General features: G+C 72.6%; 19 protein-coding genes. 8 read left to right on the top strand and 11 right to left on the bottom strand.

The annotated features are described in order from the left end of the window. Window positions 1-50 precede the first annotated feature (50 nt). Window positions 51-923, bottom strand: a complete 873-nt coding sequence (locus tag ACWEF6_RS00870) for an alpha/beta fold hydrolase (protein WP_449680956.1) — start codon at window positions 921-923, stop codon at window positions 51-53. A gap of 73 nt (window positions 924-996) precedes the next feature. On the opposite strand from ACWEF6_RS00870, the gene ACWEF6_RS00875 reads away from it, so the two are divergent. Continuing rightward, on the top strand, window positions 997-1,776 hold the full coding sequence (locus ACWEF6_RS00875) for an enoyl-CoA hydratase/isomerase family protein (RefSeq protein WP_449680957.1): 780 nt from the start codon (window positions 997-999) through the stop codon (window positions 1,774-1,776). On the opposite strand, the gene ACWEF6_RS00880 is transcribed toward ACWEF6_RS00875, so the two are convergent. The 3 genes from ACWEF6_RS00880 to ACWEF6_RS00890 form a co-directional block, all read right to left on the bottom strand. Beyond that, window positions 1,763-2,341 carry a hypothetical protein gene (locus ACWEF6_RS00880; protein WP_449680958.1) on the bottom strand — a complete coding sequence of 193 codons (579 nt, stop codon included), beginning with the start codon at window positions 2,339-2,341 and terminating at the stop codon, window positions 1,763-1,765. The genes ACWEF6_RS00875 and ACWEF6_RS00880 overlap by 14 nt on opposite strands. A gap of 95 nt (window positions 2,342-2,436) precedes the next feature. Continuing rightward, a complete protein-coding gene (locus tag ACWEF6_RS00885) occupies window positions 2,437-3,246 on the bottom strand; it encodes a LysM peptidoglycan-binding domain-containing protein (RefSeq protein WP_449680959.1) in 810 nt (269 codons plus the stop codon). Window positions 3,247-3,570: 324 nt separating this feature from the next. Then, complete coding sequence (locus tag ACWEF6_RS00890) at window positions 3,571-4,443, bottom strand: peptidylprolyl isomerase (protein WP_449680960.1); 873 nt, start codon at window positions 4,441-4,443, stop codon at window positions 3,571-3,573. Window positions 4,444-4,591: 148 nt separating this feature from the next. Between ACWEF6_RS00890 and ACWEF6_RS00895 the strand changes: the two genes are divergently transcribed. Both ACWEF6_RS00895 and ACWEF6_RS00900 read left to right on the top strand, forming a co-directional pair. Further along, on the top strand, window positions 4,592-5,164 hold the full coding sequence (locus ACWEF6_RS00895; protein ID WP_449680961.1) for an MBL fold metallo-hydrolase: 573 nt from the start codon (window positions 4,592-4,594) through the stop codon (window positions 5,162-5,164). Next, the gene (locus ACWEF6_RS00900) at window positions 5,161-5,790 is read left to right on the top strand and encodes a hypothetical protein (protein WP_449680962.1); all 630 of its coding nucleotides are present in this window, start codon (window positions 5,161-5,163) and stop codon (window positions 5,788-5,790) included. Before ACWEF6_RS00895 ends, ACWEF6_RS00900 begins: the two co-directional genes overlap by 4 nt. Here ACWEF6_RS00900 and ACWEF6_RS00905 read toward each other — a convergent pair. From ACWEF6_RS00905 to ACWEF6_RS00915, 3 genes are all read right to left on the bottom strand, one after another. Further along, a complete protein-coding gene (locus tag ACWEF6_RS00905) occupies window positions 5,762-6,007 on the bottom strand; it encodes a hypothetical protein (RefSeq protein WP_449680963.1) in 246 nt (81 codons plus the stop codon). The genes ACWEF6_RS00900 and ACWEF6_RS00905 overlap by 29 nt on opposite strands. 69 nt (window positions 6,008-6,076) lie before the next feature. Beyond that, window positions 6,077-7,921 carry a YibE/F family protein gene (locus ACWEF6_RS00910; protein WP_449680964.1) on the bottom strand — a complete coding sequence of 615 codons (1,845 nt, stop codon included), beginning with the start codon at window positions 7,919-7,921 and terminating at the stop codon, window positions 6,077-6,079. 210 nt (window positions 7,922-8,131) lie between these two features. Next, window positions 8,132-9,109 carry a GlxA family transcriptional regulator gene (locus ACWEF6_RS00915; protein WP_449680965.1) on the bottom strand — a complete coding sequence of 326 codons (978 nt, stop codon included), beginning with the start codon at window positions 9,107-9,109 and terminating at the stop codon, window positions 8,132-8,134. 98 nt (window positions 9,110-9,207) lie between these two features. Between ACWEF6_RS00915 and ACWEF6_RS00920 the strand changes: the two genes are divergently transcribed. From ACWEF6_RS00920 to ACWEF6_RS00940, 5 genes are all read left to right on the top strand, one after another. Beyond that, entirely contained in the window at window positions 9,208-9,912 is a 705-nt protein-coding gene (locus tag ACWEF6_RS00920) for a DJ-1/PfpI family protein (protein ID WP_449680966.1), read from the top strand. Between the two features lie 106 nt (window positions 9,913-10,018). Then, entirely contained in the window at window positions 10,019-12,967 is a 2,949-nt protein-coding gene (locus ACWEF6_RS00925) for a BTAD domain-containing putative transcriptional regulator (RefSeq protein ID WP_449680967.1), read from the top strand. 103 nt (window positions 12,968-13,070) lie between these two features. Next, a complete protein-coding gene (locus tag ACWEF6_RS00930) occupies window positions 13,071-13,580 on the top strand; it encodes a hypothetical protein (protein ID WP_449680968.1) in 510 nt (169 codons plus the stop codon). 78 nt (window positions 13,581-13,658) lie between these two features. Beyond that, window positions 13,659-14,036, top strand: a complete 378-nt coding sequence (locus ACWEF6_RS00935) for an SPW repeat protein (protein WP_449680969.1) — start codon at window positions 13,659-13,661, stop codon at window positions 14,034-14,036. A 153-nt stretch (window positions 14,037-14,189) separates the two neighbouring features. Further along, window positions 14,190-15,644, top strand: a complete 1,455-nt coding sequence (locus tag ACWEF6_RS00940) for an MFS transporter (protein ID WP_449680970.1) — start codon at window positions 14,190-14,192, stop codon at window positions 15,642-15,644. A 47-nt stretch (window positions 15,645-15,691) separates the two neighbouring features. Here ACWEF6_RS00940 and ACWEF6_RS00945 read toward each other — a convergent pair whose 3' ends face one another. The 4 genes from ACWEF6_RS00945 to ACWEF6_RS00960 form a co-directional block, all read right to left on the bottom strand. Further along, a complete protein-coding gene (locus ACWEF6_RS00945) occupies window positions 15,692-16,762 on the bottom strand; it encodes a DNA polymerase ligase N-terminal domain-containing protein (RefSeq protein WP_449680971.1) in 1,071 nt (356 codons plus the stop codon). Window positions 16,763-16,962: 200 nt separating this feature from the next. Further along, on the bottom strand, window positions 16,963-18,972 hold the full coding sequence (locus tag ACWEF6_RS00950; protein WP_449680972.1) for an ABC transporter ATP-binding protein: 2,010 nt from the start codon (window positions 18,970-18,972) through the stop codon (window positions 16,963-16,965). Next, entirely contained in the window at window positions 18,969-20,702 is a 1,734-nt protein-coding gene (locus tag ACWEF6_RS00955) for an ABC transporter ATP-binding protein (RefSeq protein WP_449680973.1), read from the bottom strand. The genes ACWEF6_RS00950 and ACWEF6_RS00955 overlap by 4 nt, the downstream gene beginning before the upstream one ends. Continuing rightward, the gene (locus ACWEF6_RS00960; RefSeq protein ID WP_449680974.1) at window positions 20,696-21,358 is read right to left on the bottom strand and encodes a TetR/AcrR family transcriptional regulator; all 663 of its coding nucleotides are present in this window, start codon (window positions 21,356-21,358) and stop codon (window positions 20,696-20,698) included. Before ACWEF6_RS00960 ends, ACWEF6_RS00955 begins: the two co-directional genes overlap by 7 nt. Window positions 21,359-21,603: the final 245 nt, after the last annotated feature.

Raw genomic sequence — 21,603 nt, forward strand, 5'->3', positions numbered from 1 at the left:
TTCGACCTGCCGCGGCAGAACGGGCAGGCTCTGGGATGACCACCCAGCTCCTACGTCGATGACACGTGCGGGCCGGGTTCGGGAAGTCCCTGGAGGAACTTCCGCAGCAGGGCGTTGACCTCGTCCGGTCGTTCCATCGATGGCAGGTGCCCGGTGTCCGCCAGCTCGACGAGCTCCGCCCGGGGCAACGACTCCGCCAGGTGTGCCGACAGCTCCACCAGGCCCGGCGCGTCCGCTGTTCCGATCACCACCAGGGCCGGAGTGGTGATCTCCGTCAGCCGGTGGCGGGTGTCCGGGATTCGCTCCGTCCACTGTGGAGCGGTCCAGTCGTGCTGGTACACCTGCTCGCACATTTCCCTCACCAGTGCCACCATTTCCGGCGGCAGGACCGAGACGTCCCGGCTCGGCCCCGCGACCATGTAGCGGATGTTGGCCTCCGCCATGGCCCGGACGTCCGCCGGGTCGACCTCGACGGTTCGCGCCTGGTAGCGGGCCAGGCGGTCGCCGGGGAAGAGCTCCTCGGTCAGGCGGGCGAGGTCCTCCTGCATGTGGTCCGGCCAGGTGTGCCCGGTCAGGCCCGAGCCGAGCAGCGCCAGCCGGGTGATCCGCTCCGGTGCGGCGAGGGCGGCGTCCAGCGCGCACGCCCCGCCCATCGAGGCCCCGACCAGCGCGGCCTGCTCGATCCCCCGGGCATCGAGCAGGGCCAGCAGGTCCTCGTAGTGGGCGTGCTCGCCGGCCTCGCCGCCGGTTTCCCCGAACCCGCGGCGGTCGTAGCGGATCACCCGGTGGCCGGCGGCGAGCTCGGTGAACTGCGCGTCCCACATCCGGCGGTCGCCGATCGCGGCGTGCAGCAGCACGACGGCGGGCCCCTCTCCCGCTTCGTCGTAGCCGAACGCCGTCCCGCCCACTTCGATCGTCGCCATGGCCCCAACCTAGCCACACGACCGCGTCACACACCGCCGGTTTCGCTGAGGGCGAGAAGCTAGGGTGCGGTGCATGACCGACGGATTCGACCTGACGCGCGACGGTGAAGTCGCCCGCCTGACGCTGACCCGGCCGGAAAAGATGAACGCCATCACCTACGGCATGTGGGCGGCGATCCCGGACGTCGTCGCCGAGGTGGAGGCCGACCCGGCGCTCAAGGCGCTGGTGATCGCCGGGGCCGGCCGGCACTTCTCGGCCGGCGCCGACATCAGCGAGTTCGGCGAGCTGCGGACCACCGCGGAAGGCGCGGCGAGCTACGACAAGGCCGTCGAAGGCGCGGTCGCCGCCCTCACCGCGATGCGCAAGCCGTCGATCGCGATGATCCAGGGCAACTGCATCGGCGGCGGCTGCCAGGTTTCGGTCGCCTGCGACTTCCGGTTCGCCGCCGAGGGCGCGCGGTTCGGCATCACGCCGGCGAAGCTCGGCATCGTCTACCACTTCGACTCGACGCGCCGGCTCGTCTCGCTCGTCGGCCCGGCGCACGCCAAGTACTTCCTCCTCTCCGGCGAGCTGATCACCGCCGCCCGCGCCCGCGAAATCGGCCTGCTCAACGACGTCTTCCCCTCCGGTGATCTCGAAGCCTCGACGCGGGCGTTCGCCGAGACGCTCTGCTCGCGCTCCCAGGCGTCCGTCCGCGGGATGAACCGGATCATCGAAAAGATCGTCGCCGGGCAGGAGACCTCCGACGCCGAGGTCGAGGAGATCCGGTCGGAAGCCCTGCACGGCGAGGACTACGCGGAGGGCGTCGCCGCCTTCCTCGAGCGGCGGCCGCCCCGGTTCACCTTCCGCTGACCTCGAAGTCCAGGTATGCGTGGAAGTGCTCGGCGACGACGTCGGTGACGCCGGCGGGGTCGAGCTTGCCGTCGATCTCGATGACGCGGATGCCGAGGTCCCGCGCCGCCCGCACGGCGTGCGCGGCGAGCATCCGGTCGCGCGTCAGCCGGGTGCGCTGCTCCGGGATCGCGGGCCCGTCGGGCCGGTGTCGGAGCTGGTGCTGGCGGAACAGCTCGGTCGGCACCAGCACCACCATCCGGCCGGGGGAGTCCACGAGCGGGGCGACGAGCTCCGGCCGCAGCCCCCGGCCCTCGGCGACGATCGGCCGGGGCGAGGTCAGCGCGCGCAGGTCGTCGACGGCGCAGCGGAAGCGGTGGCCGAACTCGGCCATCATCGCGGTCAGCTGGTCGCCGACCGGGAGGTCGTCCGGCAGCGGGTTGCCGGGCCGGGCCCGGTCGTCGTGGTGGTAGATCGTCAGGCCGTGCCGCTCGGCCAGCAGCCGCGCGACGGTGGACTTCCCGGTCCACGGAGCGCCGCCGATCCACAGCGCCTGCCCGAGGGTGCCGAACGGATCCCAGGTCATGAGACGACTATTGCGGGACCGGCGGCCCGATGGCCAGTCTTCCGGCGCCGGTTGATCCGTTCAGCGCAGAGTGACCCGGCACGCACGGCCCGGCGTCAGGTCCGGTCGCCCTCGCCGTCGACGACGAGCACGGTGGAGGCGTCCGCGAAGTCCGGCTCCGGGCCGATCCGGAAGTGGAACCGCGAGCCGGGCCGGACGGCGGCGATCACCTGCGTTTCGGCCGTGTCGAGCACGATGATGGCGAGCTCGGTGGTCTTCGGCTCCGGGCGGAACACGACGTCCGGACGCGGTTCGGGGACCACGATCGGCAGCGGCAGGGTGCCGCTGACCGAGCCGGACCCGAAGTCCTCCTCGTCGTGCTCCGGCGGCTCGAACGGGGCCGGCGGGAGCAGCTGCGGACGCCGCCGCCACCAGAGCCCGGCGAGCAGGCCGGTCAGCAGGCCGCCGGTGCCGCTGACGACCGACGCCAGCCCGACGCCGAGCCCGGACGGCTCCTCGGCCACAGCGGGCGGCACGGCCGGCGCGACCGGCACGGGCGCCGGCAACGGGCCGAACTGCACGCCCGGTTCCGGCGCGGCGTCGTCGGGTAACTGGAGCACCTGACCGGGCTCGATCGCGGCGGGATCGGTGAACGGCGTGCCGTCGGGCCGCGGCCGCCCCTGGTTCAGCCGGAAGATCTCCGGGAAGCGCCGCCCGTCGCCGAGCGCGCGTTCGGCGATCTTGAACAGCGTGATGTCCTCGGGGTTGTCGGCGTGCGGCACGATGAAGTACTTGACCGGCGGCGGCGGATCGGCCTGCGCGAGCGCGGGACCGCCGGCGAGCACGGCGAAGAGGACACCGGCGCAGCCGGCCTGCCCGGCCCGCCCGAGGACGCGGCGAACCGCGGGAACCCGGTTTACGACCATCGTCGGCACCTCTCCCCGGCGACCCGGTGGGGTCTCCGGTGTTGCCCTCTACACGGGGCGGGTGCGGACGCGGTTCAGATCTTGTTCCACGGCACGGTCGCGTACGCCTCGGCGAACAGGGCCACGGCGCGGTCCGCCGGCGGCGGCACGACGTCGTCGACGGCGGCGACGTCGTGCTCGCGGCGAGCCGCTCGAGGTGGAACGCGAGCCCGCGGACCCGCCCGTCCCGGACCCGCACCGCAGGGAAGTGGCCGTAGGAGACCAGTCTCGCGAGTGCGGCGTCCGGGCCGAGCGGATCCCCGTTCAGCTCGAAGCGGGGCGGTACTAGGAAACGGTGACGCCCGTGAACTTCACCTGCTTGGTCGGCGCACCGGTGCCGTCCTGCGGGTTCGGGTTCGCGATGCCGGCCTTCGCCACCGCGTCGAGCACCTTCAGGCCGTCGTCGGTGATGCTGCCGAACACCGAGTAGTCCGCCGGGAGGCCGTCGGCGCTGCCGTAGACCATGAAGAACTGGCTGCCGCCGGAGTTGGGGGCCTGCGTCTTCGCCATCGCGAGGATGCCGCGGCCGTACTTGATCTCCGGGAACGCTTCGTCCGGCATCGTGTAGCCCGGGCCGCCCTGGCCGTCGGTCGTCGGGTCGCCGGTGGCCGAGGGGTCACCGCACTGCAGCATCTGCAGGCCGTCGGTGCCGAGCCGGTGGCACATGGTGCCGTCGTAGAAGTTCTGCTTGGCCAGGCTGATGAAGCTCTGCACCGCGCAGGGGGCGAGCGCGCGGTCGAGCGTCAGCGGGATGTCGCCCGCGGTGCTCTTCAGCGTCACGTTCACCGTGCCGGTCGATGGGACGTTCTTGCCGTCCGGCGGGTTCACCTTCTTCGGCGCCTTGCCCGTCGCGTCGGCCTTGAAGTCGCACGACGTCGGGTTCGGCAGCGGCGTCGCCCGCTTCGGCAGCGCGGTGCGCTGCGTCGGGATCTGGATTTCGGTCGGCGGCGGGGCGGCCGAGGACGACGCGGCGGTGTCGGTGCTGTCGCCGCTGTTCGCACTCACGATCCACACCACGACACCGGCGACGACGAGGACGGCCACGCCGACCACACCAGCCCCGATCATCCGGCGTCGCTTCTGCTGCTCCAATCGGCGCTCGAGCTGCCGCTCGAGCTTGCGCTTCGCAGCTTCGCGGCGCTGCTGGTTGGTCGCCACCCCGTACCCTCCAGGTTTCCGCTCGTCTCACACGTTTGAGGTAGCGGCAGTGTATGGGCACAGCCTGTGAGGACCATGTACAGGGCCCGCTAGTCTCAACCCGATCGTGATCGGCGCCATCCGGCGCGGAAGTCCGGGGAGGCGTTCGGTGCTCGTCGTCGGGTTCGGCAGCGGCCCGCTGCAGGCCAACTGCTACCTGCTGGCGGCGGCCGCCGGCGGGCCGTGCGTGGTCGTGGATCCGGGGCAGGAGGTGGCTGCGCCGCTGGCCGCCGCGCTCGGCGAACACGGCCTGGTCCCGGCCGCGTTGCTGGCCACCCACGGGCACCCCGACCACGTCGCCTCGGCGGCCGCGCTGTCGGCCGAACACGGCGTCCCGCTGCACCTGCACGCGGAGGACGCCGCGCTGTACGAAGGGGAAAGCGTGCCTCTCACACCGGGCGTGTTCGCCGGCCTGGACGTCGACGTCCGGCACGTGCCGGGCCACACCCCGGGATCGGTGGTCCTGGGCCTGGCGACGCCGGAGGGCGGCCGGCTCGCCCTGACCGGGGACACGCTGTTCGCCGGCTCGGTCGGCCGCGGGGACGTGACCACGGCGCTGCGGGACCTGCTGGCGGCGTTCCCGGACGAGACGGTGGTGCTGCCGGGCCACGGCCCGGCGACGACGATCGGCCGGGAACGCGCGGGCAACCCGTTCCTCGCCGGGACGGGGGCGGGACGGTGACCGAACGCATCGCGCTGTTCGAGGAGGACCCGCGCGGCCGCCGTCGCCGCGGGCTCTCGGGCCTGATCGGGGTGGTGATCGTCGCCGCGGCGTTCGGCGGTATCGCCGGCCTGATCGGCGGCACGGTGACCGGCCTGGTCGTCGCGCTGGTGATCGCCCTGCCGCTGCTGTACGTGATGGCGGTCAGCATCCGGCGCCGCGTCTGGCTGGAGGGCTCGACGCTGCTCGTGCGCACGTGGGGCCTGCGCCGTGTCGACTTGACGACCGCGACCCGGCTCGACCTCGTCGTCGGCGACGTCCGGGGCAGCCGCACGGTGAGCCTGCTGGTCAACGCCGGCCAGCGCGGCAAGGTGGCGAAGGTCGACCTCGCCGTGTTCTCCGGGACCGGCGGGCGCGAGCTGGGCATCATGCCGCTGCGGAAGCTCGCGAACGCGCTGATGAACAACACCGAGGCCAACGGTCTCGTGTTCGGCGAGCTGCTGGTCGCGGAGCTGAAGGCCGAGGCGCGCGGGTCCGGCGTGGCGGAGCGCCCGCTCTACCGGCTGGCGTCGGTGGCGCCGTCGGGCAAGTACGTGCAGCGCTTCACGATGGAAGCCGTCAGCCGCTTCGTGGCGACGCTGGACTGACGGCGTCGTCCGCCTCGCGGAGCTGCTCGAGCTGGTAGGCCAGTTCCGGCAGCTCCTGCGCGACGTAGCCGGCGAGCCGCTCGACGTGCTGCAGGGTGGACCGGACGTCTTCGAGGGCCGCGGCGATCCGGGGCAGCGACTCCACCGCCTGGACGGTGGCGGTGAACACCCGAAGCGTGCCACGCACGAGCAGCCGTGGGCCGGCGAGCAGGATCATGGCACCTCCCGGATCGCGTACCTTCCTACCGCGTCGGCGCGAGCTCGTCGCGTCCGGGGTTCTGAGGTGTTACGCCTGAGACGGAACGGCTTTCGTGGTGCTGCTGAGGTGCCCGGCGGGCTCGCGGGAGGCGATCAGCGCGGCCAGGACGGTGGTCACCGGGACGGCCGCGACGATCCCGACGCTGCCGGCGAGCGTCCGGATGATCTCCTGCGCGATGTCCTCGCTGCCGAGCAGCGCGCCGAGCCCCACACCGGAGATCGACGAGTACAGCAGCACCGGCAGCGCGGCCCCGGCGTAGGCCATCACGAGGGTGTTGACCGCCGAGCCGACGTGGTCGCGGCCGATCCGCAGGCCGGAGTGGTAGAGCTCGCGCCAGGTCAGGTCCGGGTTGGCGCGGCGGAGTTCCCAGACGGCGCTGGTCTGGGTGACGGTGACGTCGTCGAGCACACCCAGGGCCCCGATCACGACGCCGGCGAGCAGCAGCCCGCGCGCGTCGATGCCGTGGCCGAGCGAGCCGATGAGCGTCGAGGTGCTGTCGTCGAGCCCGGTCAGCGAGGCGGCGGCGGAGAAGATGGCGGACAGCACCCCGATGAGGGCGAGGCTGACGAGCGTCCCGAGCACGGCGGCGGACGTCCGCGCGGAGAGGCCGTGGGTCAGGTAGAGCGCGATGAACATGATGGCCCCGGCCCCGGCGATGGCCACGACCAGCGGATTCTCGCCGGCGAGGATGGCCGGGAGGATGAAGAGCGCGATGACGACGAAGGACAGCCCGAGCGCCACGAGCGCGGCAACGCCTTGCCACCGCCCGAGCACGAGCACGGCGACGGCGAAGAGGGCGGCGAGGACGAGCAGCGGCGTGCCGCGCTGGAAGTCGACGAGCTGGAAACTGGCGGGATCGTTCGAGTTCCCGCCGTTGTAGGCCAGGACGACGGCGTCCCCGGCGGCGAAGCGCGGGGTGCTGGGCTCGATCGGGACGGTGAGGCGCAGCGGTTTCCCGTCGGCGGGGCCGTCGGTCATGGTGAGGTCGACGGTCAGGCAGGGCTTCGCGTTCGGGTCGGTCTGGTCCCCGACCTGCACCTGGCCCTGGGCGAGGCAGGGGCCGGTGGCGGTGGTCCGGATGTCGGCGTGCACGGGCGTGCCTTGCGGGACGACGCTGGTGGGGGAGGCTTTGCCCCAGGGGTAGAGGACGACCATGCCGACGACGGTGGCGAGGGCCAGCGGGGCGAGCAGCCAGATCAGGAGCAGTTTGACGCGCCGGGAGGCGGGGGCGGCGGGGCCGTGTCCGTGGCCGTGTCCGGTGTGCGCGGCTTCGGGGTCGGCGGGGGCTTTGCGCCGGGGACGGGCGGCGGTTCCGGCGGCACGCTGCGGCCCGGTGTCCCCGCGGCGGGCGGCGGGTCGGTCGCCGTCGGCCGGAAGTGGCTGTGGCCCGGTGTCCCCGCGGCGGGCGGCGGGGCGCTCGCTGTCCGCCGGGACTGGTTGGGGTCCGGTGTCCCCGCGGCGGGTGCGCGGTTGGTCGCTGCCGGAGGCGGCGCGCTGTGGCCCCGTGTCGCCGCGGCGGCGCGGTGCGGCGGGTTGGTCGCCGTCCGCGGGAACCGGCTGCGGTCCGGTGTCCCCGCGGCGGCGCCGGGGTTCGGCCTGGCCGGTTTCGGCCGGGACGCGCAGCGATCCGGTGGCACGCTGCGGCCCGGTGTCGGCTCGCTTGTCCGCGGCGGGAACCCGCTGCGGCCCCGTGTCCGTTCGGCGGCGGGCCGGATCAGCCGTCCGGCGGGCGCCGTCGGCGGGCGTGCGGCGGGCGGGTTTCCGGGGCGTTCCCGGCGTTCCGGACGTGCCGCGGGCCGGGGAAGGGGACACCTCGTCCGTGATCCGGCGAATCGGGCCGGTTGCGTCGTCGTCCAGGTCGGGGCGGTCCACCCGCACATCCTGACAGCGGGATTCCGCACACCGCGCGAGGGGCCGCCGACGGCCCGGTTCGTCCCGAAGCGCCGATCCCACGTGATTGGAGACGCATCCCGCGTGATCAGAGACGTATCTCGCGTGATCGGAGACGTATCTCGCGTGATTGGAGACGTATCTCGCGTGATTGGAGGCGCATCTCGCGTGATTGGAGGGGCATTACGGGGCTCAGCCGTAGGCCTGGCGGACGTGGACCCGGCGGTAGGCCGACGGCGGGGTGTCGAAGTGGTCCAGGAAGGCTTGGCGCAACGTCTCCGTCGAGCCGAAGCCGCAGCGGCGGGCGATCGTCGCGAGCGGGAGGTCCGTTCCGGACAGGAGCCGGGCCGCGTGCTCGGTGCGGATCGTGCGGACGTACCGGCCCGGGGTCGTGCCCAGGTGAGCGTCGAACAGCCTGGTGAGCTGGCGCGTGCTGATCCCCGCCCGGGTCGCCAGCGCCGGTGTGCCCAGGTCGGCGTCCAGGTGCTCCGCGATGTACGCCGTGAGGTCGCGGACCTCGCGGTGCTCCGGCGGCGGCCCGGCCAGGAACAGGCTGACCTGCGCCTGGTTGCCCGGCCGCTGCAGGTAAGTCACCAGCGCGCGGGCCGCCTCGCGGGCCAGCGACGGGCCGTGGTCGGCCTCCACCAGCGACAGCGTCAGGTCCAGCCCGCTCGTCACCCCCGCCGCCGTGTAGACGTTGCCGTGGCGGACGTACAGCGGCACCGGGTCCACCGTCACCGACGGGTAGTCCCGGGCCAGGCGCGCCGCGTAGCGCCAGTGCGTCGTAGCGCGGCGGCCGTTGAGCAAGCCCGCCGCCGCCAGCACCTCCGCGCCCGTGCACACCGAGGCCACCCGGCGGCTGGTGCGGGCGAGCCGCCGGACGTGGGCCAGGACGCGCTCGTCGGCCGCCGCGGCCGTGCTGCCCCAGCCGCCCGCGACGACCAGCGTGTCGAGGTCGCCGGCGACCTGGTCGAGCCGCAGGTGCGGCTGCAGCGTCAGCCCGGAGCCGGTGGTGATGCCGTGGCCGTCGACCGAAGCCAGCTGCAGTTCGTACGGCGGCCGCGCGCCGAGCCGGTTCGCCGCGTCGAACACATCGGCGGGGCAGGCGATGTCCAGCAGCTCGGCGTCGGCGTAACCGACGATCGCGACCCGTCTGGGTGAGCCTGGCATGACCGAACGCTAGCAGCCGGACCGGCGCTCGGACGTGGTTCGCAGGAATTCGGACATCCGCGCCGCCCGCCACTCGCGTCAAAGCCACGGTGAACGGCATGACCGATGACCGGAAGACCATCGCCTTCGTCGTATACCCCGGCCTGACACCGCTCGACCTCGTCGGCCCGCTCCAGGTGCTCAGCGCGCTCGGCCGGCTCGATCCGCGCTTCCGGACCGTCGTGGCCGGCGCCACCAAGGACGTCGTCGGCACCGACACCCCGCTCCGGATCGCCCCCAGCCACACCTTCGACGAAGTGCCGTCGCCGTTCGCCGTGCTGGTGCCCGGCGGCACCGTCCCGACACTGCGCGCGATGGCCGACGAGCGCCTCCTCGCCTGGCTCCGCAGCGCCGCCGAAACCGCCGAGCTGGTGACGTCGGTCTGCACCGGCTCGCTCGTCCTCGGCGCGGCCGGGCTCCTGGACGGCCGGCAGGCGACGACGCACTGGATGTTCCGCGACCTGCTGACCGCGCTCGGCGCCATCCCGGTCGCCCGGCGGTGGGTCGAGGACGGCCCGGTGATCACCGCGGCCGGCGTCTCGGCGGGCATCGACCTGGCGCTGCACCTGGCCGAACGGCTGGCCGGACGGCAGGTCGCGACGAACATCCAGTTCGCCATCGAGTACGACCCCGAGCCGCCGCAGGGCGCCCTGGACTGGGCGAACCGGCCCTACGGCGACCTCAAGCCGCTGCGGGAGCACACGCTGCGCGAAGGCCTGGCGGAGCACCCGGCGCTCCTGGAGAAGCTGCTCGCCCGCGCCTGAGGCCGAACGTCGTCGGCCATCCGGGTGAGCGGGGTTCCCCCGGCGCGCCGGAAGGTTAGATTCAGCTCGCTCGATCAGGTGATCTCGCGGGTGGGGTGTTGTAGCCGTGCGGTTCCAGGTCCTCGGCCCGTTGACGGCCTCCGTCCCGCTGCCGTCGGCGGCCCAGCCGCGGCGGCTGCTCGCCGTCCTGCTCGCCCGCGCCGGCCAGTTCGTCGGCCGCGACACGCTGGTCGACGAGCTGTGGCCGGACGGCGCGCCGTCGAGCGCCGCGGCCATCGTGCAGGTCACCGTGTCGAAGCTGCGCAAGACGCTCTCGCCCGGTCTCGGGGCCGCCGAGGCCGGGCAGCGCCTGCGGTCGGGACCGCGCGGGTACGCCCTCGCCGTCGAGCCGGGGGAGCTGGACGCCGACGAGTTCCTGGCGCTGCTCGCCTCCGGCGCCGACGACCGGGCGCAACGCCGCCGCGCGCTCGAACGGGCGCTGGCGTGCTGGCGGGGTGACGCGTTCGCCGACGTCGCGGGCGGCCCGCTGCTGGAGGCGCACAAGCTGTGGCTGGACGACCGGCGCTCGGCCGCGCTGCTGCAGCTGGTCGAGCTGGAACTCGCCGACGGTGACGGCGGGGCGGTCGTCGAGCGGCTCGACCCGGTGGTCGCCGCTCGGCCCGCCGACGAGCGGTTCGCCGCCCGGCTCGCCGCCGCCCTCGGCGCCGTCGGCCGCCGCGAATCGGCCCTGGAGGTGCTCCGCCGGACCCGCCGGGCGCTGTGGGACGAGGCGGGCGTGTGGCCGGGCGCCGACCTCGTCGAGGTGTACCGCCGGATCGCCGGCACCGAGTGGACGACGCCGGGGCCGCCCGCTCAGCTCCCGCCCGCGGTCCCCGACTTCACCGGCCGCGCGGCCGAGCTGGCCGGCATCGGCCGCGCCCTGCGCGGCCCGGCCCCGGTCGTGCTGCACGGCGCCGCCGGGGCGGGCAAGTCCGCGCTGGCGGTCCAGGCCGCCTGGCGGGCCCGCCGCCGGTTCCCCGACGGCCAGCTGACCGCGTCACTGCGCGCCCCGGACGGGACCCCGGCCGAACCGGCGGCCGTCCTGACGGGCTTCCTGCGCCGGCTCGGCGCGACCCCGGCCGAACTCGCCGACCGCGGCGGGCTGGCCGGGCTGTGGCGCGGCTACACCGCCGACCGCCGGCTGCTCGTGCTGTTCGAGGACGCCGTGTCGGAGGCCCAGGTGCGCGCCCTGCTGCCGAGCGGGCCCGGCTGCGCCACGCTGGTCACCACCCGCCGCGAACTGCCGGGACTGTGCGGGGCACGGGCGATCCCGGTGCCGTCACTGTCCACAGAGGACGCCTGGGCGCTGCTGGCGGCGATCGCGGGGGAGGACCGTCTCCGGGCGGAACACGAAGCGGCACAACGGGTTCTCGGCCACTGCGCCGGGCTCGCCCTCGCCGTCCGGATCGCCGGCGTCAAGCTCGCGACGCGGCCGAACCAGTGCGTCGGCGACCTCGCCGCGCGGCTCTCCGACGACCGCCGCCGGCTCGACGAGCTGACCGCCGGCGACCTCGGCGTCCGCGCCGCGGTGACGTCGGCGCTGCGCGAACGGCCCGCCGCCGAGGTGTCGCTGCTGCGGCTGCTCGCCGCCTTCGGCGTCGCCGTCCCGGACTGGTGCGCCGCGGCGCTGCTCGACGGGCCGCTCGGCGAAGCCCGCGACCGCCTCGACGACCTGGCCGCCACGCACCTGCTGGAACCGGCCGGTCCGCGGTGGGTGGTGCCCCCGTTCGTGCGGCTGGTGCTGGCCGAGACCCCGGCCGAGGAAACCGCGCTGCGCCGGGCGTGCGAAGCCGCGCTGGCGCACGCCGAACACGCGCGTGGCCGTCGAGCACCCGGGCTGCCGAAGCCGGACCCGGTGATCGCCCGGCGGATCGCGGCCGACCCGGCGGCCTGGGCGGCCGAGGAGACCGGCCTGCTCGCCGCCGCCGTCCGGCTGGCGGGCGCGCACGGCCCGCCCGAGCTGACCGAACGGCTCGCCGACGCCTGCACCGCGCTGGCCGGCACCCCGTGGCTCGGCCACGCCGCCCGCGCGGTCTCGGTGCTCGGCCTGGCCGCGGCCCGCCGCCGCCGCGACCCGCGCGCGGAGGCCGAAAAGCTCCACAACCTCGGTGCCGTGCACTGGCAGCACGGCCACTGGCACCGGGCCCAGGCCTACTTCGTCATGGCCGAGCAGCGCTACCGCGCCCTGGACGACCCGCACGGCACCGGCGTGGTGCTGGCCGCGCTCGCCGACGTCCACCTCGACGGCGGTGACCCGCGGGCCGCCGAGGCCGAGCTGCGGGAGGCGCTGGGGCTGCTGCGCGAGTGCGGGGACCGCCGCGGGCAGGCGGCGGCGGCCGCGCAGCTGGGTTCGCTGGCCGAGGACGTCGGGGACGTCCGGCGCGCGGTCGAGAGCTTCGAGGTGAGCAAGCTGCTCGCCCGGGAGTGCGACGACGGCCGCGGGCACGACCACGCCGCCAAGCGCTACGCCGACGTCCTGCGCCGCCACGGCGGCCGGGACCAGGCGGCCGACCTGCTCACCGGTGCGCTCGGCGGCGCCGTCCGCACCCGCGAGCGGCACTGGGAGGCCCACGTCCTGCGCAGCCTCGGCGACCTGCACACCGACGCCGGGGAAGTCGCCGACGGACAGCGGTTCCTGACGCGCTCGCTGGCGCTGTTCGAGCAGATCGGGCACCGGCACGCCGCCGCCTACACCCACCGCAGCCTCGCCGAGGCCCGCCGCCGCGCGGGCGATCCGGCGGGCGCGCGCCGGCACCTGCTGCTCGCGCTGGACGTCTTCCGGGAACTGCGCGACCGCCGCGGCGCCGGGTACGCACTGCTCAGCCTCGGGCGGACACACGCCGAAGCCGGCGACCGCTGCGAAGCGGAACGGTTGCTGCGCTCCTCGGCCGGGCTGTTCCGGGAGCTCGGGTTCCCGCTGTGGGAGCTGCGGGCGCTGCACGAGATCACCGCCGTCACCAGCACTTCCCCGGATCGCGACCGGACTCGTGAAGTCTTGGCGAAGATCAGGACCTGACGGCGTCCCGGCCCGGCGCGCGGCACCGGGAGTTTGGCGAAGTTATGGCCGGCCCGATTTGGCTCACCCCCGTCCGGATCATCGCACGGTAGGGAGACAGGTCATGCCGGGACAACGGATGCTGGCGCGGGTGGCACTGGGGCTGGCCGCGTCCGCCGCGACGGCGGTGTTCGCCACCATCGGCACCGCCCAGGCGACCGAGCAGGTCACCAAGCTCACCCAGGCGCAGGCCGCGTCGCAGCTGTCCGCCGCCGGTGTCACGCACTCGTCGAGCGGCGGCTGCACCAACCGCAACAACTCGACGTGCACGTCGTACGAGCAGATCAACCAGAGCACGGTCAGCGGGGTCATCACGCTGAAGCGGGCCAGCGGCTGCGCCGTCAACATCACCGGGGGCACCGAGACCGGGCACGCGTCCGGCACCTACAGCCACTGGAACGGCTACAAGGTGGACATCTCGCACAACAGCTGCATCGACGCCTACATCAAGAACAGCTTCGGCTACGCCGGCCTGCGCGGCGACGGCTACCCGCAGTGGAAGGCGGCCTCCGGCAACCTCTACTGCGACGAGGGCAACCACTGGGACATCACGTACTACACCTGCGGCTGCTGACCGGACCGGGGCCTGCCGCGGGCAGGCCCCGGTTACCGGCTGCGACGAGCGGGTACCTCTCCGAGTGGAGGTGAGGAGATGACATCCCCCCGAACCCGGGCACCCCGGCACCGCACGGCGGTGCTCGGCGCGGCCGCCGGAGTGGTCCTGCTCGCCGGGCTCTACCTGGTCCTGGCCCCGTGGCTGACCGGCTTCGGCGGCGCGGGCGTGCTGGCGCTGAGCGACACCCTGGTCGGCCTGGTCCTGATCGCGCTGGCGATCGCCCGCACGGCCACCCGCAGGCTCGCGCTGATCGGCTGGGTCATCCCGGTCCTCGGCGCGTGGGCCGCCGGTTCGCCGTGGCTGCTCCGGCACAGCGGGGAGACCCCGCCGTCGGCGGGCGCCCTGGTCGGCAACGTCGTGGCCGGACTGGTGGTCGTGGTGGCCGGGATCGCGGTGCTCGCCCGGAAGAACTGAGCCCGCTTCGAAGGGACGTGCCCGCGCGGATTTCGCACGCGGGGAGAAACCGCTGTGCAATCGGGAGGAAGGGCGCGGACCGCCGGATCCGTACGGTCGACGCACGCCTACGGACCGCGGAGAAAATGCCCTCTCCGCTCGAAGGAGAGTGCAGTGAACGTCGCCCAGGCAGCGCCCGCATCGGTGGCGTCGGGTCTCGACTCGCGCCGCTGGAAAGCCCTCATCCTGCTCTGCACGGCCAACTTCATGGTGATCCTCGACGCGCAGATCGTCATCATGGGCCTGCCGTCGATCTCGGCGGACCTCAAGCTCTCGCCCGTCGCGGCGCAGTGGGCCCTCTCGGCCAACCTGCTCACCTTCGGCGGATTGCTGCTGCTGGGCGGCCGCGCGGCCGACCTGCTCGGCCGGCGGAAGGTGTTCATCGCCGGCACCGCGTTGTTCCTGCTGGTGTCCCTGCTGTCCGGGTTCGCCTGGAACGCCGAGGTCCTGCTGGTGGCCCGGGCCCTGCACGGCGTCTCGGCCGCGTTGATGGCGCCGACCGCGTTGTCCATCCTGACCAACACCTTCCCCGAAGGCCGCGAGCGCAACAAGGCGTTCGCCGCGTGGTCCGGGATCGCCTCCATCGGCGCGACCGTCGGCCTGCTGCTCGGCGGCACGCTCATCGACTGGCTGGGCTGGCAGTCCATCTTCTTCGTCAACGTCCCGGTCGCGCTGCTCATGCTGGTGCTGAGCCCGGTGCTGCTGCGGGAGAGCAAGGACGCGGGCAAGCAGCGGACGTTCGACCTCGCCGGCGCGGTCGTCAGCACGGCCGCGCTGGGCCTGCTGGTCTACATCCTGGTCGAGGCGCCCGCGAAGGGCTGGGTCAGCTTCCACACGCTCGGCCTGGGCGTGGTCTTCCTGGTGCTGGTCGCGCTGACGCTGGTGATCGAGAAGCGGTCGGCGGCGCCGCTGGTGCCGCTGCGGCTGTTCCGGTCGCCGGCGCTGGTCGGCGGCAACGTCGTGACGGCGATCGTCGCGGCGCTCGCGTTCGGCATGTCGATGGCGATCTCCCAGTTCTCGCTGGGCGTGCTGCACTACACCGCGCTCGAGTTCGGCCTCAGCCAGTCGGCGATGCCGATCGCGGCAGTGGCCGGTGCCTACCTCGCGCAGGCCCTGCTCAACCGCATCGGCATCCGCATCGTCTCGGTCGCCGCCGTGGTGCTGCTCGGCATCGGTTCCTACCTGCTGACCGGGATCTCGCCGACCGGCAGCTACTGGGCCGACGTCTTCCCGGCCCTGCTCCTGTTCGGCCTGGGCCTCGGCGGCGGCCCGGTCGCCCTCGCGGCGGCGGCCCTGAACGGCATCGCCAAGCGCGACGCGGGCATCGCGTCCGGCTTCAACACGGCGGCCTTCCAGATCGGCGGCGCGATCGGCGTCGCGATCGTCTCCACGGTGATCGCCGCGCACATGGCGCAGGCGGCCACGAACCCGGCGGCGATCCTGGAGGGCTTCACGCAGGGCTTCATGGCGTGCGTGATCTTCGCGGCCGTGGGCCTCGTGCTGGCCGTGGCGCTGCTGCGCAAGCAGAGCAGCCCGGTCCAGGTGGTGCCGGAGCAGCGGACGCACTGAGTTCCGGACACGGACGGCCTCCCCGGATTCCGCCGGGGAGGCCGTCTTCACGTGGTGATCCGGAGCCAGTCGCCGTCGGCCTTGCCGGGCCGGTAGTCGCCGCCGGCACGTTTCGCGTAGATCCCGCCGAGGCCGTGTTCGCGCGCGGCCGCCAGCACGGCTTCGCCGCCGCCGCGGAAGTACCGCGGCACCTGCCAGGCCCCGCCGGACAGACCGAGATCGGCGAGCATGTCCCGCCGTTCGAGGTAGGGCAGCTCCAGCGTCGCCCGGCCGTCGTAGTGCAGCAGGTCGTAGGCGAAGAAGAAGGCGGGGCAGTGCTTGGCCATCCGCTTGGCGTCGGCCCCGTCGGCCCGGCTGCGGCGGGCGAGCCCCGCGGGATCCGGCCGGCCGTCGCGGACCACGACCATCTCGCCGTCGAGCAGCACCTCCGTCGAGCCGAGGGTTTCGCCGAGCTTGTGCAGCTCGGGCCAGCGCCCGATGACGTCGGCACCGGTCTCGTCGTGCGCGGCGATGCGGCCGCCGGACACGCACAGCATCGTCCGGGCGCCACCCCAGTCGAACTCGTAGGCCCAGTCGTCGTCTTCGGCCGGCAGCTCGCCCGGCACGGCGGCCATGGGTTCGAGGAATTCGGGGGAGTCCTCGTGCCCGTCTTCGGCCGGATCGAGGCGGCGCAGGGTCCAGTCGCCTTCGTCCTCGGGGTTGTGCCGGTTGAGGAACAGGTACTTGCCGTTCGCCTTCCCGCCGTGGAAGACGACCTCGACCTTGTGGTCGTTCCAGTGCAGCGTTTCGTAGCGGCCGGTGTCCCAGATGGCCATCCACCCGCCCCCGTACTCGCCGGCCGGGATCTCGCCTTCGAAGTCGAGGTACTCCATGGGGTGGTCTTCGGTGTGCACGGCCAGGCGCGTGACGCCGGGGGAGCGGGGAAGACCCTTCGGCACCGCCCACGACACGAGCACGCCGTCGCGCTCCAGCCGGAAGTCCCAGTGCAGCCGCGAGGCGTGGTGCTCCTGGATGACGAACAAGTCGTTCCCACCGGCAACGGGCGAGCCTTCGGGCCACGGTTCGGGAGTGCGCTCGCGGGCGCGCTTGCGGCGGTATTCCTCGAGTTTGTCGGCCATGGCCGCCCCAGTACCCCTTCCGCTCGAAGGCTTCCAGGGTACCGGGGTGGGCGGGGCTCCGGTGGTCGCGGGCCCGGCCGGCGCAGGGAGCGTCGAACCGCCCCGGTCCCCGACGTCACCGCCTGGCGGCTGCGGTGACCAGTCGCCGATGGCTCATCCCCGGCGCCGGACGCCGGACGCCGGGGATGAGCCATCCGCACTCAGTCCGTCTCCGCCATCGCTTCGGCGAACTGGGCCGCGTACAGCCGCGCGTACGCGCCGCCGCTGTGCAGCAGTGTTTCGTGGTCGCCCTGCTCGACGATCTGGCCGTGCTCCATCACCAGGATCACGTCCGCGTCGCGGATCGTCGAGAGGCGGTGGGCGATGACGAAGCTGGTGCGGCCGGTGCGCAGCGAGTTCATCGCCCGCTGGATGAGCACCTCGGTGCGGGTGTCGACCGAGCTGGTCGCCTCGTCGAGGATGAGGATCACCGGCTTGGCCAGGAACGCCCGGGCCACCGTGATCAGCTGCTTCTCGCCCGCGCTGACCGTGCCGCCCTCGTCGTCGAGCACCGTTTCGTACCCGTCCGGCAAGGTGCGGACGAACCGGTCCACGTGCGTCGCCTTCGCCGCTTCGACGATCTCCTCGCGGCTCGGGTCGTCCGCGCCGTAGGCGATGTTCTCCGCGATCGTGCCGCCGAACAGCCACGCGTCCTGCAGCACCATGCCGGTCTGGTCGCGCAGCTCCTCGCGGTTCATCTTCGCGATGTCGACGCCGTCGAGGGTGATCCGCCCGCCGTCCAGCTCGTAGAACCGCATCAGCAGGTTGACCAGGGTCGTCTTGCCCGCACCCGTCGGGCCGACGATCGCCACCGTCTGACCGGGCTCGACGGACAGCGAGAGGTTCTCGATCAGCGGCTTCTCCGGCAGGTAGCGGAACGAGACGTCCTGGAACTCCACGCGGCCCCGGATCACCGCCGGCCGTTCCGGCGACGCGGGATCGGGCGCCTGCTCTTCGGCGTCGAGCAGCGCGAACACCCGCTCGGCCGACGCGACCCCGGACTGCAGCAGGTTCGCCATGCTGGCGATCTGCGTGACCGGCTGGCTGAACTGGCGCGAGTACTGGATGAACGCCTGCACCTCGCCGAGCGTGAGGCTGCCCGACGCGACGCGCAGCGCGCCGATCACCGCCACCAGCACGTAGCTCAGGTTGCCGATGAACATCATCGCCGGCTGGATCATCCCGGAGATGAACTGCGCCTTGAAGCTCGCCTGGTACAGCGTCTCGTTCTGCTTGTCGAAGATCGCCGCGGACTCCTCGCGGCGGCCGAACACCTTGACCAGCGAGTGCCCGGTGTACATCTCCTCGACGTGGGCGTTGAGCTTGCCCGTCGTCGACCACTGCTTGATGAAGTTCGGCTGCGCCCGCTTCCCGACCTTCGCGGCCACGACCGCCGACAGCGGCACGGTCAGCAGCGCGATCAGCGCCAGCAGCGGCGAGATCAGGAACATCATGATCAGCACGCCGATCACCGTCAGCAGCGACGACACGATCTGCGACAGCGTCTGCTGCAGCGACTGCGCCAGGTTGTCGATGTCGTTGGTGACGCGGGACAGCACCTCACCGCGCGGCTGGCGGTCGAAGTACTTCAGCGGCAGGCGCGCGAACTTGTCCTCGACCTCCTGGCGCAGCCGGTACACCGCCTGCTGCACCAGCGTCGTCGTCAGCCGGGCCTGGATCAGGCCGAAGAACGACGAGATGACGAACAGCGCCAGCACGACCAGCAGGATCCGGCCGACCTTGTCGAAGTCGATGCCGACCCCCGGCACGAGGTCGACCCGGCTGTAGATGTCGGCGAGCGTGCCGTCGCCGCGTGCCCGCAGGCCGGCGACGATCTGCTCCTTCGTGACCCCCGGCGGCACCTGCTTGCCGAGCACGCCGGCGAGGATGGCGTCGGTGGCCTGGCCGAGGATCTTCGGCCCGATCACGGTCAGCGTGACGCTCGCCGCGCCGAGCACGAGGACACCGATCAGCGCGACCCGCTGCGGTCGCAGCAGCTGCAGCAGCCGTTTCAGGGAACCCTTGAAGTCGAGCGCCTTCTCCGCCGGCGCGCCGCCGCCCATCCAACGGGCACCGGGCCCGGCGGCGCCACCGGTGTTCTTGTGCCGTTGGGCGGTGGGCCGTTCGCCGGCGTCGGTGACGGCGGCTTTCGGCGTTTCCGTCGTGCTCACGCCGCCTCCTGCTCGGTCAGCTGGGACAGCACGATCTCCCGGTAGGTTTCGTTGCCGTCCATGAGTTCGTGGTGGGTGCCGGTGCCGACGACGCGGCCTTCGTCGAGGACGATGATCCGGTCCGCGTTGCGGATCGTGCTCACCCGCTGCGCGACGATGACCACCGTCGCGTCCTTCGTCTCCGACACCAGCGCGCGGCGCAGGGCCGCGTCGGTCGCGTAGTCGAGCGCCGAGAACGAGTCGTCGAACAGGTAGATCTCCGGCTTGTGCACCAGCATCCGCGCGATCGCGAGGCGCTGGCGCTGGCCGCCCGAGACGTTCGTGCCGCCCTGGGCGATCGGCGCGTCGAGACCTTCGGTCATCGCTTCGACGAACTCCTTGCCCTGGGCCACTTCCAGCGCGTGCCACAGCTCTTCGTCGGTCGCGTCCGGGTTGCCGTAGCGCAGGTTGCTCGCCACCGTGCCGGCGAACAGGTACGGCTTCTGCGGCACCAGCCCGACCGCGCGGGCGAGCACCGCCGGGTCGAGGTCGCGCACGTCGACGCCGTCGACCTTCACCGTGCCGGCGGTGGCGTCCATCAGCCGGGGGATCAGGTTGAGCAGCGTCGTCTTGCCGGTGCCGGTCGAGCCGATCACGGCGGTGGTCTCACCCGGCCGCCCGATCAGCGAAATGTCGCACAGCACCGGCTTTTCCGCGCCGGGGTAGCGGAATTCGACCCCGGACAGCTCCAGGTGACCGTGCACCGCGCCCGGGCGGATCGGCGACACCGGCGGCCGGACGCTCGACTCGGTGCCGAGCACCTCGCTGATCCGCTCGGCGCTGACCTCCGCGCGCGGCACCATCATGAACATGAACGTGGCCATCATGACGGCCATCAGGATCTGCAGCAGGTAGGACAGGAACGCCGTCATGGCGCCGATCTGCATGCTGCCGGAGTCGATCCGCTGGCCGCCGAACCACAGCACCGCGACGCTGGACACGTTCATCACCAGCATCACGATCGGGAACATCAGCGCCATCAGCCGCCCGACCCGCAGCGACACGGTGAGCAGCTCGTCGTTGGCGACGTCGAAGCGCTGCCGTTCATGCTTGTCGCGCACGAACGCCCGGATCACCCGGATGCCCATGATCTGCTCGCGCAGGATCTGGTTGATCCGGTCGATGCGCACCTGCATCAGCCGGAACGCGGGCCGCATCTTCGCGATGATGAGCCCGACCGAGACCGCGAGCACCGGCACGATGACCAGCAGCAGCGACGAGAGCGGCACGTCGAGGTTCAGCGCCAGGATGATGCCGCCGACGCACATGATCGGCGCGGACACCATCAGCGTCAGCGTCATCAGCACCAGCATCTGGACCTGCTGGACGTCGTTGGTGGTGCGGGTGATCAGCGACGGCGTGCCGAACTGGCCGACCTCGCGGGCCGAGAAGTCCTGCACCCGGTGGAAGACCCCGGCGCGGATGTCCCGGCCGATCGCCATCGCTGTGCGGGCGCCGAAGTAGACCGCACCGATCGAGCCGACGATCTGGGCCAGCGTGACGGCGAGCATCATGGCGCCGACCCGCAGGATGTAGCCCATGTCGCCCTTGATCAGGCCGTTGTCGACGATGTCGGCGTTCAGCGTCGGCAGGTAGAGCATGGCGATCGTCTGCACCAGCTGCAGTGCGACGATCACCCACAGCGTGCCCCGGTACGGGCGCAGGTGGCTGCGGAGGAGCTTGACTAGCACAACGATTCCCCCAGTGGAGTGGTGGTGGTCGGTTCGGGTTTCCGTTCGGTGCCGCCGGTCAGGGTCGGCATCCCGGCGGCGAGCTCGTCCAGCAGCCGCTCCAGCGTCGGCAGGAGCGGTTCGCCTTCGGTGAACCAGTTCACGAAGGCGACGCGGACGGCACTTTCCACCGAGGACGCCATCAGCCGGCACAGCAGGTGGTCCACACCGCCCACCCGTTTCGCGATCGTTTCGGCGAGGACCCGCTCGACCGCCGCGTGGGCGTTCAGGAACTCGCCCCGCAGCATGAGCCGGCCCATCAGCTCCCGGATACGCGCAACATACGCGCGATCGGGCTCGCCATCACGCGAATATTGCTCCAGCACCGCCTGCTTGACGGACGTCCAGAGCGGCTCGCCCTCGGGCCGGGCGAGCAGGGCTTCGCGCATCCCCTCGTGCCGGTCGACGACGACCGAGCAGACCGCCTGCTCCTTGCTGGAGAAGTAGTTGTTGAATGTGCGGGGCGAGACACCCACCTCGGTGGCGATGTCCTCCACCCGGACGTTCTCCAGCCCCCGCTCGAGCGTCAGCCGCAGGGCGGCCTGCGCGAGCGCCCGGCGGGCTTCGCGCTTCTTCCGCTCGCGCAGGGTCAGCTTCGGTGGTTCTTCCGGCGGCATGTGCAGAGTGTAGCGAAAAACTTGCGTGCCCCGCAAATTTTTGCGTGGCACGCAAGTTTGGGACGAATCGGGCACGACCTGCGGTTTCGGGGTCAGGGCCTGCCTGGACTGCGGGTTCGGCGGCCGTGCGCGCTCCGTTGCGACCCGCAATTTGCAAAATTGAACCGAATGGCCTAATCCACTGCGCTCACCAGCGGCGACGCTCCGAAATCACGATCACGCACGGCGATCGCGCGGGGACCGGC

The sequence above is a fragment of the Amycolatopsis sp. NPDC004772 genome (genome assembly GCF_053601215.1).